Origin of the sequence: Algoriphagus jejuensis (genome assembly GCF_039523455.1) — a bacterium.
GTDB classification, from domain to species: Bacteria; Bacteroidota; Bacteroidia; order Cytophagales; family Cyclobacteriaceae; genus Algoriphagus; species Algoriphagus jejuensis.
Window position 1 is genome coordinate 15310 of record NZ_BAAAFI010000049.1, and the last position, 17542, is coordinate 32851.

General features: G+C 52.1%; 12 protein-coding genes. 10 read left to right on the plus strand and 2 right to left on the minus strand.

Going from position 1 to position 17542, the window contains the following annotated elements; genetic code table 11:
- Positions 1–33 precede the first annotated feature (33 nt).
- From ABD031_RS21150 to ABD031_RS21165, 4 genes are all read left to right on the plus strand, one after another.
- Positions 34–1044 (plus strand): L-rhamnose/proton symporter RhaT, encoded by a 1011-nt coding sequence (locus ABD031_RS21150; RefSeq protein WP_343854909.1) that lies wholly within the window; start codon positions 34–36, stop codon positions 1042–1044.
- A gap of 17 nt (positions 1045–1061) precedes the next feature.
- A complete protein-coding gene (locus tag ABD031_RS21155) occupies positions 1062–2453 on the plus strand; it encodes a sulfatase (protein WP_343854911.1) in 1392 nt (463 codons plus the stop codon).
- Positions 2454–2462: 9 nt separating this feature from the next.
- The gene (locus ABD031_RS21160; protein WP_343854912.1) at positions 2463–3500 is read left to right on the plus strand and encodes a family 16 glycosylhydrolase; all 1038 of its coding nucleotides are present in this window, start codon (positions 2463–2465) and stop codon (positions 3498–3500) included.
- Positions 3501–3767: 267 nt separating this feature from the next.
- Positions 3768–5348: a sulfatase family protein gene (locus ABD031_RS21165; RefSeq protein ID WP_343854914.1), complete on the plus strand. Its 1581-nt coding sequence runs from the start codon at positions 3768–3770 to the stop codon at positions 5346–5348.
- Positions 5349–5371: 23 nt separating this feature from the next.
- Here the strand turns inward: ABD031_RS21165 and ABD031_RS21170 are convergent, their stop codons facing one another.
- Positions 5372–7000: a hypothetical protein gene (locus ABD031_RS21170; protein WP_343854916.1), complete on the minus strand. Its 1629-nt coding sequence runs from the start codon at positions 6998–7000 to the stop codon at positions 5372–5374.
- Positions 7001–7194: 194 nt separating this feature from the next.
- Between ABD031_RS21170 and ABD031_RS21175 the strand changes: the two genes are divergently transcribed.
- The 5 genes from ABD031_RS21175 (at position 7195) to ABD031_RS21195 (ending at position 15333) form a co-directional block, all read left to right on the plus strand.
- A complete protein-coding gene (locus ABD031_RS21175; RefSeq protein WP_343854917.1) occupies positions 7195–10434 on the plus strand; it encodes a DUF1553 domain-containing protein in 3240 nt (1079 codons plus the stop codon).
- A 5-nt stretch (positions 10435–10439) separates the two neighbouring features.
- Positions 10440–11921: a DUF1501 domain-containing protein gene (locus ABD031_RS21180; RefSeq protein WP_343854919.1), complete on the plus strand. Its 1482-nt coding sequence runs from the start codon at positions 10440–10442 to the stop codon at positions 11919–11921.
- A gap of 10 nt (positions 11922–11931) precedes the next feature.
- Entirely contained in the window at positions 11932–13041 is a 1110-nt protein-coding gene (locus ABD031_RS21185) for a twin-arginine translocation signal domain-containing protein (RefSeq protein ID WP_343854921.1), read from the plus strand.
- Position 13042: 1 nt separating this feature from the next.
- A complete protein-coding gene (locus ABD031_RS21190) occupies positions 13043–14371 on the plus strand; it encodes a c-type cytochrome domain-containing protein (protein WP_343854922.1) in 1329 nt (442 codons plus the stop codon).
- 119 nt (positions 14372–14490) lie between these two features.
- Entirely contained in the window at positions 14491–15333 is an 843-nt protein-coding gene (locus ABD031_RS21195; protein ID WP_343854924.1) for a hypothetical protein, read from the plus strand.
- Positions 15334–15347: 14 nt separating this feature from the next.
- On the opposite strand, the gene ABD031_RS21200 is transcribed toward ABD031_RS21195, so the two are convergent.
- Positions 15348–16190, minus strand: a complete 843-nt coding sequence (locus ABD031_RS21200) for a helix-turn-helix domain-containing protein (RefSeq protein ID WP_343854926.1) — start codon at positions 16188–16190, stop codon at positions 15348–15350.
- Between the two features lie 163 nt (positions 16191–16353).
- Here ABD031_RS21200 and ABD031_RS21205 point away from each other — a divergent pair, with 163 nt between their 5' ends.
- Positions 16354–17514: a cytochrome P450 gene (locus ABD031_RS21205; RefSeq protein WP_343854927.1), complete on the plus strand. Its 1161-nt coding sequence runs from the start codon at positions 16354–16356 to the stop codon at positions 17512–17514.
- The last annotated feature ends 28 nt before the right edge of the window (positions 17515–17542 follow it).

Sequence of the window (17542 nt, forward strand, 5' to 3'; positions counted from 1 at the left end):
TACCCATTTGTAAAACCCCAAAATCCAACCAAAATGACCGAAGGAGTACTATTGGCAATCACTGCCGGCATCATGCTCGGGATCTACGCGCTTCCCGAAAAATTCACCAAGGGCTTTCAATATGAAAATACCTGGAGTCTGTTCTTTCTCCTGACCATGTTCGTGGTTCCCATCATCGCCTCCATGCTACTGATCGAGGGATTTGGGGAGATCTTTGGCGAGATGCCTGCGGAGCTTTGGGTCAAGATGGGATTGGCCAGCTTCCTCTGGGGCATTGGCGTGATGATGTGGAGCCGGGCGATCAATTACATTGGCCTGTCTCTGGGTTTTTCGATATTCATCGGGACGGTTATCCTGATCGGTTCTCTGCTGCCCTTTTTGGTGGATGGACTGCCCGACACGGACTCACTTGTCCTGATATTGGGCGGCATCCTGGTGGTCTTGCTCGGCATCGTGCTCAAAGGACGCGCGGGATTGCTTAGGGAAAAAGACGAAGCGGCCATCGCCCCTAAGGGTTCTGAGGCTGCCGGGGGAAACATGACGACCGGAATCCTGATTGCGGTCATTGGCGGACTGTTGGCTACCGGATTCAGCTATGCCAATGCGGTCGGCAGACCCTACCTGCATGAGGCAAGCCAGGCCCATGGCAATGCGGATTGGGTGACCGCTGTGGCGGTGATGTTTCCGATTTTTATCAGCGGCGGGATCGTGATGACGGCCTATTTCGGCTACCACCTTTCGAAAAAGCAAGCTTGGGGAGCGTTCAAAACTCCGGCATTCGCAAGCAATTTCCTGCTGATCTTATTTATGGCGGTATTTCACTATGCCGCATCGGCACTGTTTGCTTTTGCTGCCTTCAAGCTTGGTGACTCCGGCAACACGGTCGGCTATGCGATCTACAACACTGCCTGCGTGGTCACGGCAATCGTCAGCGGTATCGTGACCAAAGAATGGGTCTCCGCTTCGGGCAAAGCTAAGCGTCTACTATATGCGGGAGTTGCCTGCATGATCATCGGCATACTGGTCATTGCTGCTGGAAATTGAAAAGATATCACCCCGCCATGCGTCATTTCCTGATCTTTCTGGTTTTGTCTCTGCTCGTCTATTGCCAAGTAGTCTTTGCGCAGCAGCGACCCAACATCGTGTTGATTCTCGCCGATGATGCAGGCTATGCGGATTTCGGGTTTCAGGGGAGCGAGGAGTTTTTGACCCCAAATCTGGACAAGCTTGCCAAAGGTGGGCTGAGGTTTACCCAAGCCTATGTGTCTGCTGCGGTTTGTGGGCCGTCTCGGGCCGGGCTTTTGACCGGAAAGTACCAGCAGCGTTTTGGTTTTGAGGAAAATAATGTCCCCGGCTATATGGAGCCTTCTCGCTTGCCCGATGATGAGATGGGCCTGCCTTTGGATCAAAAGACGATGGCAGACTACCTCAAAGCTTTGGGATACTCGACGGCCCTTTTTGGCAAATGGCATCAGGGAAATGCGGATGAGTTTCACCCCCTTCGTCGGGGATTTGATGAGTTTGTGGGTTTTCGGGGTGGGGCGCGGAGCTATTTCCCTTTTGGGGAAAACAATCCAAATCACCGGCCTGAAGACCGATTGGAGGAAGGCTTCGGCAAATTTCGCGAAGCACCAGTCTACCTCACGGACTACTTGGCAGAGCGTGCGGTGGATTTTGTCGAGCGGCATCGCGCTGAGCCCTTCTTTATTTTCCTGTCATTCAATGCTGTCCATGCTCCCATGGATGCCCTTCCCGAAGACTTGGCATTGTTTGCCGAGCTCCCGGAAGGTCGTCAAAAACTCGCCGCAATGACCTATGCGATGGATCGTGCTTGCGGGCGCTTGTTTGACGAGCTTGAGCAGGAGGGACTGTTGGAAAATACGCTGATCGTCTTTACCAATGACAACGGAGGGCCCAGCGATGCCAACTTTTCCGACAATTCACCCCTCAGCGGCACCAAGGCCAACCATCTGGAGGGCGGGATTCGGGTTCCCTTTCTCATGAGTATGCCGGGTCAACTCAGCCCAGGGATTTACCAAGAGCCGACTAGTACGCTGGATTTGCTCCCCACATTTCATAGCCTAGCTGGAGGAGAGGCTGGGCAGCTAAAAGAGGTGGACGGGATTGACCTGATGCCCTTCCTGAAGGGAGAGCGGGAGGGACGTGCCCATGAGCTGCTCTACTGGAAAAAGGAAAACCGCGCTGCAATCAGGGAGGGGGATTGGAAGCTGCTTCGGTTCCCGGATCGGCCTGCCGAGCTCTACGACCTGAGCCGTGATATCAGCGAGGTGAATGATTTGGCCAGCACCTATCCCGAGCTGGTGAAGACACTTTACAAAAAGCTGTTCGACTGGGAACTGACCCTGTCGCGGCCCTCATGGCAGCTGCTGAGAAAGTATGAGGGAGACGCCATGCAGCGTATGGATCAATACCGAAAAACCAAGACCAATTAGACCAAACCTATGAAAATCAACTGGATGAATTATCTGACTTGCATCTTGGCAGTCATGCTCTCGGCGGCAGCTTGTACCGAGACTCCCACTATCGATACCGACGATGATGACGTGGCGGAAGTACCCCAAGATCCCCCTGCCTCGGGTACCCAGGAGGCGAATTGGAAGGAAATTCCCGTCCCTGCAAATCCGGGCGAAAACAAGATCTGGGAATTTCAGGACATCTCAGACGACTTCGAATACCAGGCTGCGGCGGACGCTAAGGGCCAAACTTTCAGTCAGAAATGGGACGACTTCTACCACAATACCTGGGTAGGCCCGGGGCTTACGGAGTGGAGGAGAGACCACTCTCTGGTGCAGGACGGGCAGCTCCAGCTGATAGCTGCGCGCAAGCCAAATTCCGAAAAGATCAATCTCGGCTGCATCACGTCCAAAAAGCGTGTGATCTATCCCGTCTATATCGAGGCCAAGGCCAAAGTGATGAACTCTACGCTCGCTTCGGATGTGTGGCTGCTCAGCCCGGATGATACCCAGGAGATAGACATCGTCGAAGCCTATGGGGCGACTTACTCCGAAAGCGCCCAGCAAGGTCATACCTGGTATGCCGAGCGGATCCACCTCAGCCACCACGTCTTTATCCGCAACCCCTTTCAGGACTATCAGCCGACGGATGCCGGGTCTTGGTATCGGGATGGTACGATTTGGAATAAGGAGTACCACCGGTTTGGGGTGTACTGGAAAGATCCTTGGCACTTGGAATACTACATCGACGGGAAGTTGGTCCGCACCGTCACCGGCAAGGACATGATCGATCCCAAATTCTTTACCAACGCGGAGCAACCCGGAAACACCTCAAAAGATACCCGAACCGGCCTCAGCAAGGAGATGGATATCATCATCAACGTGGAGGATCAAACCTGGAGGTCCAGCCCAGCTTCCGGCAAGCAGTCCGATCGCTATACGCCTACCGACAGCGAACTGGCAAAGACTGAGGATCATACCTTCAAGGTGGAGTGGATCAGGGTGTACAAGCCGGTCAGAAAGTGACCTCGTCAGGCTATGCAGTACATTAAAAACAGTTTGGATGAAAATGAGAATGCTTTTTGGAAAATCTTAACAACTTGTAAATAGTCTCGGGGAAAAGCATGGATTATTGACAGAGAAGATCAAATCAATAGAACTCCTAGGATACGATCCGTGTCCGACATCGAGCCTCTCATAAGAGGCGTTTGGAAGTGAAATTCCCCATATTGTTAGGGAGATTATACCCGATCTTTTAAACTTACTTTTGAATAAACAGCAACTAAAATGAATATGTTAAAGCTATCCTCCTGTTTGCTCTTCGTGTTATTTGTGGTTGGGTCTGACAATTTTGCCCAAACGTCCAAGCAACCCAATATCATTTTTATTATGTCTGACGATCATACGACCCAGGCGGTCGGTGCATACGGCGGACGGTTGGCTGCTTTGAATCCCACCCCCAATCTGGATTATCTCGCTTCGGAGGGGATGCGGTTTGATCAGGTGTTTTCTACCAATTCTATCTGTACTCCCAGTAGGGCGACTATCATGACAGGGCAGTACCCGCAGACCAACGGCGTGCTGGATTTGGATGGGGAGCTGCCTCCCGAAAAACAATACTTGCCGCAGGAACTCAGCAAACTTGGCTACACGACTGCAATCATTGGGAAATGGCATCTCAAGCAAGAACCTGCAGCCTTTGATTACTATGAAGTATTGCACGTACAGGGGGAATATTTCAATCCGGATCTAAAGACCAAAACCGCAGGAAAGTGGCCTGACAACAAGATCAACTATCCAGGTCATTCTTCCGACGTCATTACTGATAGGACGATCGAATACCTGAAGAAGAGGGACAAGTCCAAGCCGTTTTTCTTGATGCATCACTACAAGGCGCCCCATGACATGTTTGAATATGCGCCCCGATACGAGGAGTATTTGAAAGACGTGGAGATTCCGGAGCCTGCAAGTTTATACAGCCAGCCTTATTTTGGTTCGGCGGCGACGGTGGGCACGCTGGATAAGCTCAAGCCTGTGATTGGAACTTCCGTCTCCAGTAGGCATATCGCCAGAAACTATGTGGAAACCTTTATCAAAGACAGTGTCCAAGGTGATGAGGCAACGCATCTGGCCTACCAGGAATACCTAAAAAGATACCTGCGCTGTGTCAAAGGTGTGGATGATAACCTCGGCCGTTTGTTTGATTTTCTGAAAGCCGAGGGACTATGGGAAAATACGGTGATTGTTTACACCGGGGATCAAGGAATGATGCTGGGTGAGCACGACTTAATAGACAAGCGTTGGATGTTTGAAGAATCCATGCGTATGCCGTTTATTATGCACTATCCGGGGGTGATCAAACCAAACTCAGAAAGCAAACTGTTGGTCAACAACAGCGATTTTGCGCCTACTCTTATCAATCTGGCCGGTGGTCAGGTGCCGTCCTACATGCAAGGCAAATCATTTACCAATACCCTAAAAGGCCAACCTGAATCTGAATGGAGGGAAGCGACCTACTACAGGTATTGGATGCATATGATCCACCACTGGGTGCCAGCTCACTTTGGCATCCGGACTGACCGATACAAGCTTATTTTTTTCTATGCCAAACACTACCTGCCTGAGTCGGACTGGAAAAATTTCTACTGGAACGATCAGCTCCGTAGTTTGGGATATAATACTCCGGTAGCCTGGGAACTATATGATTTGAAGAATGATCCGTTTGAATTGCACAATCGATATGAGGATCCTGCCTATCAGGAGATTATCGCTGGGCTGAAAAAGCAATTGGCTGCACAAAGGGAGGAATTGAACGAGACGGATAAAAGCTACCCTGAAATCCAAAAGATAATCGAAAAGCACTGGGATGATTGATTGAAATCCCGGTGCCAAGGCATCTAAGAGCTGGTAATTTTCATTATATACTCTCCAAGATTGTCTTCTTTCTTCAGTCCAAGTTTTTTGCGAAGCCGATAACGGGAAGTATTGGCACTCTCGGGAGATATTCCCAGTAGCCTGGCCATTTCTTTCCCGGAAAAATCCAGCTTGATCAGTGCGCAGACCTTGAGGTCATAGGCTTTCAGCTCGGGGTGGAGCTGCTGGATGCGCTCGTAGAAACCCTCATTGAGGGCGAGAAACCTGTTTTCGAAATCCAGCCAGCTTTGGTCTTTGTTGATGTCAATGGTTTTGATCAGCTTACCCAGTTCTTTGCCATGAGGCTCCGCCTGCATGGACTTGAGCTGCCCCTTGATCTGGTCTATCAGCTCATCCTTGGCGACCATCTTGAGTGTGGTTCCAGTCAATTCTTGATTCTTGACAGCCACGATCTCCTTGGCTTTGTCCAGTTCCATCCTTCGCTGCTGCTCGGCCTGGATCCGCTCCGCCCGATGTTTGGCGCGCCAGTATTTGAAAAGAAAGAAACCCAGCGAAAGCAGGAATCCGAGCCCGATGATCAGGAGCGTATTTTGGAGTTGGGAGATTTCATTTCGTTGCTGCAGGTTCGTCAGTTCTTGCTCGCGGGCGAGTTGCTGGGCCTTTTGCTGCTGCTGGCGAAATTCATCCTTGATCTCCAAGAGGTAGTGGTTGTTTGGACTGCGGCTGCTGTAGAGCGAGCGGTTGATGTTGTTGGCCAGTTTGAGATAATGATTGGCATCGGCAGGCTTCCCGCTTTGCTCCAATACCAGGGCGAGCTTCTCGTAGATGTCCGGCACGAAGTTGAGATGGCTTTGATGTTGAAAAGCCGCCCTTACGGCCAGTAGGTAAGTTTCCTCGCTTTTGTTCAGGTCTTCGGAGATGAAATAGATGTCCGCCAGGTAGTTATAAAAAATGACCAGATAGTCGGGCTGAAATTTCTTTATCGGGCTTTCAATCAGGATCAACCTTTCCCCGGCCTTCTTGGGATCCCCCTCCAATCCCAAGATATGGGCACGTTCTGCTTGGGTAAACAAAGAATTGGTCTTGTGGGCTTGGATGCTTTCGCAGCTATCCAAATAGGCCTTGGCCTGATCAAAATCGCCCTGATACTTAAAATGCACCGCGAGTGGATAGTAGTTTTCCCTCAGCGCGAGGCTGTCGAGCTCGCCCTTTGCGAGTAGATCCTTGCTGACGGAGAGGGACTGCAGATAGTAGTTGAGAGCTTCTTCCCGTCTTTCAAATAGGCTGTACAGTATGGCCAAGCCTTTATAGCTGTCAGCTTTGCTCCCTTCGTCGCCGATCTTGTCCGCCAAGAGGAGCGCCTGCCAGTACCCATCGTAAGATTTGGCATAGTCCACCCGATTGGTGTAAAGGCTGGAAAGGGCATTTAGATCACGGATGGCACCGAGGGTGTCACCCTTTTCCAACTTCTGACGATGGCTCAGCCTGAGTGCCTGAAGCTGTTCGTCTGACTGCTTTGCCAAGAGCGAATCTTCAAAGTAGCTGGTCTCCGGATCGATCGTGTGCAGTTTGAGCAGATCCTGTTGTGCTGGACTTTCCTTTGGGAGGAATAGCAGGGAAAAAAGCAGGCTCAGTCTATAGCAATTCGGCATGACGGTAGTCTTGGGTTTTTTCAAATATGCCCATTTACGCTGTCTAATTGAATTTTTCAACGCAGCATAGACTGTCTTTTTTCTTCCAGTCTATATCAAGTCTATAGCTGAAATTATGTTTTGGGGCGCTGGGATTAAATCTTGGGACAGAATTGTGGAAGCAAGGACGACAAGATCGTCAACCCAGATAACCCATGAAAACAAATACCCACTTAAGCATTCTTGTAGCCGCCGCCTTTGCTGGCTTGGTTTCCTGTAAGGTCGATTTGCCGGAGCCGATCGAACTTGCCTACGAGCAGCTGCCCGAGCAATTGGATTTTAACATCCACGTGAAGCCAATTCTTTCCGACAAGTGTTTTGCCTGCCACGGCCCTGATGAGGGAAAGATCGAGGCGGGGTTGCAGTTGCACACGGCAGAAGCCGCCTACCGGGAGCTGCCCGAGTTTCCCGGTCACTTCGCCATCACTCCCAAAAGTCTGCAAAGCTCCCAGCTTTTCCATCGGATCATGTCCACGGACGAGTCTGAGGTCATGCCCCCGCCAGAGTCCAATCTCACCTTGTCCGACAGGGAAAAGGCCATCTTGATCAGATGGATAGAAGAGGGGGCGGAGTACAAACCGCACTGGGCGTTTGTGAAGCCGGTCTCTCCGCCGATTCCCAAGGTCAGGGAAAGCTCCTGGCCCAAGAATGAGATTGACTTTTTCGTCTTGAATGCCATGGAAAAGCAAGGACTCAGCCCTGCTCCCGAAGCGGAGAAGGAGATCCTCCTGCGGCGACTCTACTTGGATATGACGGGCCTTCCACCCCAGCTGGACGAGATTCGGGAATTCCTCGGCGACCAGTCTCCTCAAGCCTATGAGAAGCAGGTGGAGAAGCTGCTTTCCTCCGCGCACTACGGAGAGAAGATGGCCACGGCATGGATGGATTTGGCCAGATTTGCCGATACCCACGGCTACCAGGTTGATGACTACCGGGACATGAGTCCCTGGAGGGACTGGGTGATCCGGGCCTACAACGAGAATATGCCATACGACCAGTTTGTGACCTGGCAGCTGGCCGGAGACTTGATGCCCAATCCCTCCAGAGACCAAATTCTCGCCACTGGCTTCAACAGACTCAACTCCCAAAACTCCGAAGATGGCATAGTGGCAGAAGAGTATCGGGTGGAAGGGGTCATAGACCGCACGGCGGTGGTAGGACAGGGGATCATGGCCCTGACCACCGGCTGTGCACGCTGTCATGACCATAAGTACGATCCGATTTCCCACCGGGAGTTTTATGAGATGTACAGCTTTTTCAACCAAGTCAACGAGTCAGGGCAGATTTCCCGTGACCCCATGGATATCCCGGTTCCGACCTTGCTACTTCCTGATGATCGCCAACAGAAGATCCTGGATTACCTGAAAAAGGAACAGGAGAAAAAGGAGACAGCGGCGGTCGCTTTGGAGAAAAAGGCGGAAGTCGAAGCTGAGCAATGGCTCGACTCGGAGTCTTACCGATCGCTCAAGATCCAGTCCTTGGATCGCGGACTGGTAGCACATTTTTCCTTTGATGGATCCCTGAAAGACAGGATTTCGGGTATGTCTGGAAAGATGGATTTGATGTATGCCAAGGCTGACCCGGCGAACTTTGCGCTTGGCCAAAGGGGCAAAGCGCTTCGTCTGGACGGGGACTCCTGGCTAGACCTGAAGCCCGTCGGCATCTTCAAGAGAAATGAGCCCTTCAGTATCGGGCTATGGTTGAACGTGCCTGACTCCTTGAAGGAGGGGGTGGTTTTTCACAAAAACATGGGAACCGCGCTGCATGCCTACAAGGGGTACCATGTGTATTACCGGGATAAAAAGTTGGAGGTCATGCTGGCCCACACCTGGCCGGACAATGCCATAGAAAAGATCAGCGTGGAATCTTTGTCCACAGATACCTGGAATCACTTGGTGATGACTTACGATGGTTCCAGTAAGGCAGCTGGAGTCAGGCTTTTCCTCAATGGGAAAGAACTGGATATGCAAGTCAAAAACGACAACCTATACAAGGACATCATCTTCAAAGACTATGAGGATGTCATCTATCCAGAGCCCATCGAGCCCGGACTGAGTATCGGAGGTAGGTGGAGAGGCTTCGGTCTCAAAGGTGGTGGCGTCGACGAATTGCGGGTATATGACCGCGAACTCAGTAGCCTCGAAGTAAATGCTTTATACAATCCTGCAGCGATATCCGGGCTTGCTGCCAAGCCGAGAAAACAGCTGACTGAGGTGGAGGAGAAAGGGTTAAGGGACTATTTCCTGAGCCAAAATCAAGACTATACCCAAGCTCTTCAAGCATTGGCGACGGCCCGAGCAGCCTATGTGGACAGCATGGAGACCGTGCAAGAGGTCATGGTCATGAGGGACATGGAGACGCCCCGACCCACGTTTATCCTCCTGCGAGGTCTCTATGACAACTATGGGGAGGAGGTTTTCCCCAATACTCCCAAGACAATCCTGGCCATGGATGAGAGCCTCCCAAAAAACCGGCTTGGCTTGGCCCGTTGGTTTTTTGATCCGGATCATCCACTTACTGCCCGGGTGGCGGTCAATCGGTATTGGCAGAGCTACTTTGGGCGGGGAATAGTGAAGACCAGCGAGGATTTCGGCAACCAGGGAGAGTTGCCCAGCCATCCCGAATTGCTGGACTGGTTGGCGGTTGAGTTTATGAACAGCGGCTGGGATGTGAAGAAGATCCAAAAAATGATCGTCATGTCTGCTGCGTATAGACAAAGTTCCCAAGCCGACCCGGCCAAGACCGAGCGGGATCCGGAAAATGTATTTCTGTCCCGAGGTCCCAAAAACCGACTCAGCAGCGAGATGGTACGGGACAATGCCCTGCTGGCTAGTGGATTGATGGTGGGGAAAGTCGGTGGTCCCAGTGTCAAGCCCTATCAGCCAGCTGGACTTTGGTCCATGAATTCCACCGAATATGTGCCCGATAGCGGGGAAGATCTCTATAGGAGAAGCATGTATACGTTTTGGAAAAAAACCATCCCCAACCCCACGCAGGCGACTTTTGACCAGCCTGAGCGTAACGAGTGCACCATCCGCAGACAAAAAACCAACACGCCTCTGCAGGCGCTGGTATTGCTCAACGATCCCACCTACGTGGAAGCCTGCCGAAAACTCGGCGAAGACATGAGCAAATCCGCCGGGCCGGACCAGGCGATCGCGGAGGCTTTTGTCCGATTGACGGGAAGGATGCCGATGCCTAAGGAGCTGGAGATCCTGCAGTGCCTGCAGCGGGAGGAAAAAGCCATTTTCCAGTCAAATCCCCAAAAAGCAAAAGGCTGGCTCGAGTCCGGAGAGTACCTCATAGATCCCCGCCTGGACCGGGCAACGGTGGCGGCCAATGCCGTCGTAGCCAGTGCCATCCTCAATTCTGACGCAGTCATCACCAAACGATAAATCCCATGTGCCACTACGATAAGATAACGCATTCACATCCCGAGTTTCAGAAACTCGAAAAAACCATAGGTCGCCGGGAATTCCTGACCAAAACATCCCTGGGAATGGGCGCATTGGCCTTGGGCTCCTTGCTGAAGGCAGACAAGCTCTTGGCTGCGACGCCTTCCAATGGAATAGGCGGGTTGCCGGGCCTGCCACACTTTGTACCCAAGGCAAAGCGGGTGGTCTACCTGTTCCAAAGCGGTGGGCCTTCCCAGTTTGAGACTTTCGATTACAAGCCAAGCTTGGACAACATGTTTGGCAAGGATCTGCCAGCTTCGATCCGTGGGGAGCAGCGACTGACTGGCATGAGTGCCAACCAATCCTCGCTGCCCATAGCTCCCTCGATGTTTAAGTTTCAGCAGTACGGACAAAGCCGTGCCTGGGTGAGCGAACTGATGCCCTATACTGCCGAGGTGGTGGATGAGCTTTGCTTCATCAAGTCCATGCACACTTCCCAGATCAACCATGATCCGGCCATTACCTTTTTCCAAACTGGCCATCAACTACCAGGTCGGCCATCCATAGGATCTTGGGTGAGCTATGGACTGGGCTCAGACAACAATAACCTGCCGTCTTTCATCGTGCTCAATTCCAAAAATGCAGGCGGCCAGCCGCTTTACGCGCGGCTATGGGGAAATGGATTTCTGCCTACCGAGCATCAGGGGGTACAGTTTAGATCCGGAGCAGACCCGGTGCTTTTCCTCAACAACCCGGAAAATTACGACGGGGCAGACCGGGGCCGGATGCTGGACTACCTCAAGGAACTCAACTCGGCCCAGTTTGATACCTATGGAGATCCGGAGATCAACGCGAGGATTGCCCAATATGAGATGGCATATAGGATGCAGAGCTCTGTGCCGGAGCTGACGGACCTTTCGGATGAACCCGACTATATCTTCGACTTATACGGTGAGGGTAGTCGCGACTCCGGGACCTATGCGGCCAATTGCCTGATGGCCCGGAGGCTGCTGGAGAAGGATGTGAAATTTGTACAACTCTATCACCGTGGCTGGGATCAGCATGCCTATCTCCCGGGAGCGATACGAAACCAGTGCAAGAACACAGACCAGGCCACCGCCGCCCTGATCAAAGACCTCAAACAGCGGGGCTTGCTGGAGGATACCTTGGTGATCTGGGGAGGGGAATTTGGGCGCACCGTGTATTCTCAGGGAAAACTAACCCCAAATGACTACGGAAGAGACCACCATCCTAGATGCTTTACCATGTGGATGGCCGGAGCGGGAGTCAAGCCGGGCTTTACCTATGGGGAAACGGACGACTTCAGCTACAACATCACCAAAGATCCAGTTTCGGTTCATGACTTTCACGCGACCCTGCTGTACATGATGGGGGTGGATCACGAAAAGCTGACCTTCAAGCATCAGGGCAGAAGATTCCGGCTGACCGACGTGGAGGGGCATTTGGTCAAAGACCTCATCGCATAATCAGCCCACTATGAACTCACGAAGAAACTTTATCAAAAACTCGGGTTTTGCGGCCGTCGCTGCAGCTGCCACTCCGCTGTCGAGCTTTGCTATCCATCACAGGACTCGGCGATCCGAAGAGATTCTGGGCCATGGAGACTACCAATACCGTATCGTGCGGGACTGGACCCAGCTCGATCGCATCCGATACCCGCTGCTAAACTGCCATGAGATGGTAATGGACAGCCGGGGCAGGCTGATCATGATTGGCGACCATCCCCACCACAACGTCCTCGTGTTTGATCGGTCGGGAAAGCTGCTCGACGCTTGGGGAACCGCCTATCCAGGCGGGCACGGCATTGCTTTGGCACAGGAAGGAGGAGAAGATTTCCTCTACCTGGCTGATTCGGGATGGTTTATGGGAAAGGAAGGCAAGATGATTCCCCAAAACGGTCGGGTAAGCAAATGCACCCTGGACGGCAGGACGATCTTTGATATCGGGCATCCGCAGACTCAGGGCATATATGCACCGGGTTCACCTTTTCGCCCTACCGAGGTAGCCGTCCACCCGAGCAAGGGGGATATCTACGTCGCTGATGGCTACGGGAGTGACTTTATCCTGCAATACAATGCACAGGGGGAGTTTATCAGAAAATGGGGCGGGCATGCCAACGAAGATTCCAACTACAACCTCTCCAATGCCCACGGTGTCGCGCTGGATCTGAGGGATCCGGCGAATCCCATGGTGGTCTGCACGTCCAGAAATGAAAACGCCTTCAAGTTTTTTACCCTCGAAGGACTATATCTGAAGACCCTGCACCTTCCCAACATGTATGTGTGCCGAGCGGTCATGGATGGTCAGAATCTCTATGCGGGAGTCTGCTGGTCAGCACCCCAAGGCGGTGTTTTCAATTGGTTGGAGCATACCGGGTTTGTGACTGTCTTGGAAGGTGATCGGGTAGTATCCAATCCGGGGGGAACGCAGCCGGAATACGCAAACGGCGCACTGCAGCCAGCCTATCAGCTGCCCGGCAAACCCCTGCTGCATGGGCATGACGTCTGCGTGGACGGGGACAAAGACCTCTACATCTGTCAATGGAACGCCAACGGGACTTCCCCCATCAAACTAGAACGTATCTGATATGGAAAATCTAGACCTGTTTATCGGAAGGTTTCATCCCCTGTTGGTGCATCTCCCCATTGGCTTTTTGATACTGGCATTTCTGATGTGGGCCTTCCAAATCTGGAAAAGGACGCCGCTGTATCGGGAAGCAATCGCGTTTGCCTTGCTGCTCGGAACACTGAGTGCGGTTGCGGCTTGCGTTGCAGGTTTCCTATTGTCCGGGTCAGGGGAATATGAGGGGGATATGCTGGATCAGCACAAGTGGGCGGGTATTTTGACCACCCTGGTTGCGGGCGTCTGCTATGCCTTGTTTGCATTTAGGCTTCAGCGAGGCGTCCATGCCAAGCTTGCGGGGAGCCTTTTGGGTGGTATGATGTTGGGATTGGCGCTGACAGGGCATCTGGGGGGCAATCTCACCCATGGTAGCGATTACCTGACGGCCTATGCTCCATTTCAGGAGAAAAAAGTAGCGGTCCTACCTCCGCAAAGCATGCAGGAGGCTCTGCTGTTCCCCCACGTTATCCAACCGATCTTGGATCAAAAATGCATCTCCTGTCATCGGAGCAGCAAACTCAAGGGAGGGCTTTCACTTGAGAGTCCAGAAAGCATCCTAAAAGGAGGAGAGAGCGGGACTGTCTTTGCGGCCAATATTGCTGACAGCGAGCTGTTCCGTCGCATCCATCTGGGGGAAGAAGAGGAGGAGGTGATGCCGCCCAAGGGAAAAAAGCAGCTGACAGAACAGGAAATATTCCTCTTGGAAAGTTGGATCAGCGGAGGTGTAGACTTCGCTAGGCCCTTAGTCGGCTATGGAGATTCGGTTCAGTATGTGGCGGCTGCCTTTTTGGGTTTGGGCTCATCCGATCAGGCCAGCGCTTCGGAGGGAGCCTTGTCGCCGGTGGATTCCCTGGTCTTGGATGAGTTGCGGGGCAAGGGCATTCTGGTTCGGGAACTTTTGAAAGATTCCTTCCGGTACGATGTGCATATTCCGTCAGCTGCCTTGACTCAGCGCGGACTCCCGGATTTGTTGAAATCATTGGAGCCAATCCAAGCCAATGTCCTGTGGCTGAATCTGTCAGGCTTGGGTTTGACGGACGATGAATTGGGATCCCTGCCCGAACTGCCCAATCTGATGAAGCTGAGGCTGGAGAAGAATGCGCTGACGGATAAGGGCCTGACTTTAGCTGAAAAATTCCCCCGACTGGAAGTGCTGAATGTCTATGGAAATGACCTGACCGACGACTGTCTTGATGAACTGGGCAGATGTGGGAGTTTGCAGAAAGTCTATGTGTGGCAAACTAAGATTACCCAAGCCGAACTGGGGAGCGTTCGTTTGATCAAAGGAATTTGAAAGGAAAGAATTCAAAAATCCCGGAAAAGCAGTTTATTCGACCATAACCTTTTATTTTGAGCTTCGGTGATTTCGCTTTGAAATCATCGAGGACAAAAAACCTCAAACCCATTTTACCTATGAAACTGAACAGGATTTCTGTTTTTTCCTGCCTTCTGGCACTGACATTTTTACCAAACCTCAGCTCAGGCCAGACCTCTTCCAGCACTCGATTTGATATGGAAAAGGATCTGCTTCTCGTACAGATGGACTGCAAAACCGATGTGGACGACATCCATACCGCAGCGGCCCTGTATACGCTGATGTCCCAACCCGATTTCCAAGGAGTCAACTACCTTCCCGTGGCCGGAACCTATGGCGTGCAGGAAGGCCTCTATGTTTCACCCAATGAGCTCCTTGATGTGGCTTTTGGAAAAAAATGGGCAGATGCAGATGCCGACCGCGCCAAGGCACTCAAAGAAGTCATGAAGAAGGCGAAGAAGGCCCTAAATTCCGGCGGTGATATCTGGATAGCGGAGGCAGGTCAGTCTGACTTTTCCGCTCTTTTGATCCAAGAGATCCAGAAAACTATGTCCCAAATCAAGCCATCAGAGCGTATCCATGTCGTCCAGCACAGCAACTGGAACGAGAAGGTGACCTCGGAGGAAGCCCTGGCTTTTGTCAAAGCGACCGCAGACTACCACAAGATCCCCGACGGAAACGCAGTGGGGAATGGCAGTCCGGGCTTTCGCACCCCCGGCTATACCCAGTGGCAAACGCAGCTGTCTGATCCGAAACAACTGGAAGTATGGCAGCTTGCCGTGAAGATCGGCTTGGAGTATAACGGAGTAGAGGGCCGCTACAACAATGAGGCGGTTGCTGAAAATGGGCTGGACTTCTCCGATCTGAGTGAGGTCTGTTATATCCTCGGACTGGAGGAGATCAAGGACACGGAGGAGTTTTTTGGGCGATTTGCGAAATGATAGCCTAGAGCGAACTAGGGCTTGACGCTGTGTTTCTTCCGGTATTGCGCCGGGCTGATCCCAAAGGCCTCATTGAATTTTCGATGGAAAAAAGGCAGGGAGTCGTAGCCGCAGGCATAGCCTATCTGGGCGACGGCATCGTCCTGTTCCAAAAGCATCCTGGCCGCCGCATGGATTCGATAGTCATTCAGGAAAGTGAAAAATGGCCGTCCCATCATCTTCGAGAAAAATCTGGAAAAGGCCTGCTCCGACATGTTTACCAGGTCTGAGAGCTCTTTGAGATAGACTTTCCTGACATAGTTTGCAGCCACAAAGTCGTGCACCTTTTCCATCCTCGACGAGTATTCTATAGGTATGGCCTGGGTAAAACTTCCTTGGGACAGCTTCTCGTGATTGCAATCCACCAAGGCGGACAGTAAGGTCAGGAGCTGAATATACAGCTCGGCGCCTTGAAGGCCGGCGGATTTTTGGATCAGGGGAAACAGCGTTTCGGCTTGGCTCCGGTCGAAGATCAATCCCTGTGCGGAAGCCTTGAGCATCTCATGAATCGCTTCCAGTTCCGGTGCTTTTGGGATGGCGTCACCATTCCACTGGATGACATAGGACTTGGCCTGAGCGGCTTGGTCCTGTCCGTTTTTCCAATAATGAGGCAGGTTGGAATGGAGCAAGACGAGTTCGCCCGGCTCATAGTTTCCGATGAAGTCGCCCACGAACTTGGTCCCTGTACTTGATGCTATCCAAGTCAGCTCGAATTGGGGATGAAAATGCCAGGGCGTTTCAAAGTTTTTTTTGTCGAAGCAAAAGGCCAGGATCGACTGGCTTTTTTCCAGGGGAACAGACTCCAGTATCGGTTTCATACTTTCAAAACTAGTCGATTGTTTACTATTGTGTATGGGTGAGTCTTAAATTGGTTCTGATTAGGTCAAAATAGTGTACTTATTGGTAAAAATTGGTTAGTCCTCTCGGCTGGCTTTTCACAAATATTGTAGGAGCAATTTTTACCCACCAAAATACCTAGCCGTGAAAGACAGTGAAATACCCGATCCCTTTGCGCAAGTCCGTGCGAGTAAGGGATACGCAGAGATCGATGACCAAGGAGATCCCGTCACCATGCTGCTTCGCCTGAAAGATGTGCGAAAGACGGCTCACAATTACCAAACCTTCACTTCCGAGGCGGTACCGGGTAGGATCGTGGTACCCTCCGAGGTCAGCATCCGCAGCACTCGCCAGATTCCATTTGAAGTAGATCCTCCCATGCATGGCGCCTATCGGGCGATGATCGAACCCTGGTTTAAACGTCCCCTTCAGGAAAAGTATCAGGAGCAGCTCAGGGCGATTATAGCCGATCTTTTGAAGGTGTTGGCCCATGGGGAGAAGCTGGACTTGGTGTATGATTTTGCGCTTCCATTACAGTCTCGTGCCTTGACGCTCTTGCTCAATAGTCCGATGGAGGAGGCGGAAACCTGGATCTCTTGGGGTACCCATGTGTTCCGAAGCGAGGGTGAGGCCTTAGACGGTTCCAAGGCGGATGTCCTGTATGACTACATCGATGCCAAACTTGACCAAGCGGTCTCCCATCCCGGAGACGATCTGTTTTCCCTGCTGATGCAGGGCGAGGTAGAAGGGAGAAAGCTCAGCAAGGAGGAAGCCAAAGGGGTGATGGTACTCACCTTTGCCGGAGGACGGGACACAGTGATCAATGCAGTAACCAACGCAATGGCGCATTTCGCAAGCCATCCCGAGGATTTGGAAAGGCTGCGTCGGGAACCCGAATTGATCAATACGGCTGTGGAGGAGATGATTCGGTATTTTTCACCCCTCACCCACATGGGCAGGGTAGTGACCGAGGATACTCAGGTTTGCGAGCATGCGCTGAAGGCAGACTCCCGCGTCTCCCTTTGCTGGGCCTCAGCCAACCGCGATGAGGCGGTGTTTGAAGAGCCGAACCAACTCAAGATCGACCGAAAAGTGAATCCCCATGTAGGCTTTGGCTTCAGTCACCACAATTGCCTGGGGGCAACCCATGCACGGCAGGTCATGCGACTTTTGCTGAAGGAAATGGCGGCGTCCATTTCTTCCGTTGAGCTGATCGAGGGCCGGGAAAATTGGGAGGTCTGGGGAGATTTTCGCAGAAAAGTCGGATACCACCAGCTCCAGGTCAAGCTACAACCGAGGCACTAGACAAAACCTGTCTAGTTCCATTACTAGT

Coding starts and splice junctions, on each gene's coding strand:
- ABD031_RS21155 (WP_343854911.1), top strand. CDS start 1,062: ATGCGTCATTTCCTGATCTTTCTGGTTTTGTCTCTGCTCGTCTATTGC.
- ABD031_RS21165 (WP_343854914.1), top strand. CDS start 3,768: ATGTTAAAGCTATCCTCCTGTTTGCTCTTCGTGTTATTTGTGGTTGGG.
- ABD031_RS21150 (WP_343854909.1), top strand. CDS start 34: ATGACCGAAGGAGTACTATTGGCAATCACTGCCGGCATCATGCTCGGG.
- ABD031_RS21185 (WP_343854921.1), top strand. CDS start 11,932: ATGAACTCACGAAGAAACTTTATCAAAAACTCGGGTTTTGCGGCCGTC.
- ABD031_RS21170 (WP_343854916.1), bottom strand. CDS start 7,000: ATGCCGAATTGCTATAGACTGAGCCTGCTTTTTTCCCTGCTATTCCTC.
- ABD031_RS21195 (WP_343854924.1), top strand. CDS start 14,491: ATGAAACTGAACAGGATTTCTGTTTTTTCCTGCCTTCTGGCACTGACA.
- ABD031_RS21160 (WP_343854912.1), top strand. CDS start 2,463: ATGAAAATCAACTGGATGAATTATCTGACTTGCATCTTGGCAGTCATG.
- ABD031_RS21200 (WP_343854926.1), bottom strand. CDS start 16,190: ATGAAACCGATACTGGAGTCTGTTCCCCTGGAAAAAAGCCAGTCGATC.
- ABD031_RS21180 (WP_343854919.1), top strand. CDS start 10,440: ATGTGCCACTACGATAAGATAACGCATTCACATCCCGAGTTTCAGAAA.
- ABD031_RS21175 (WP_343854917.1), top strand. CDS start 7,195: ATGAAAACAAATACCCACTTAAGCATTCTTGTAGCCGCCGCCTTTGCT.
- ABD031_RS21190 (WP_343854922.1), top strand. CDS start 13,043: ATGGAAAATCTAGACCTGTTTATCGGAAGGTTTCATCCCCTGTTGGTG.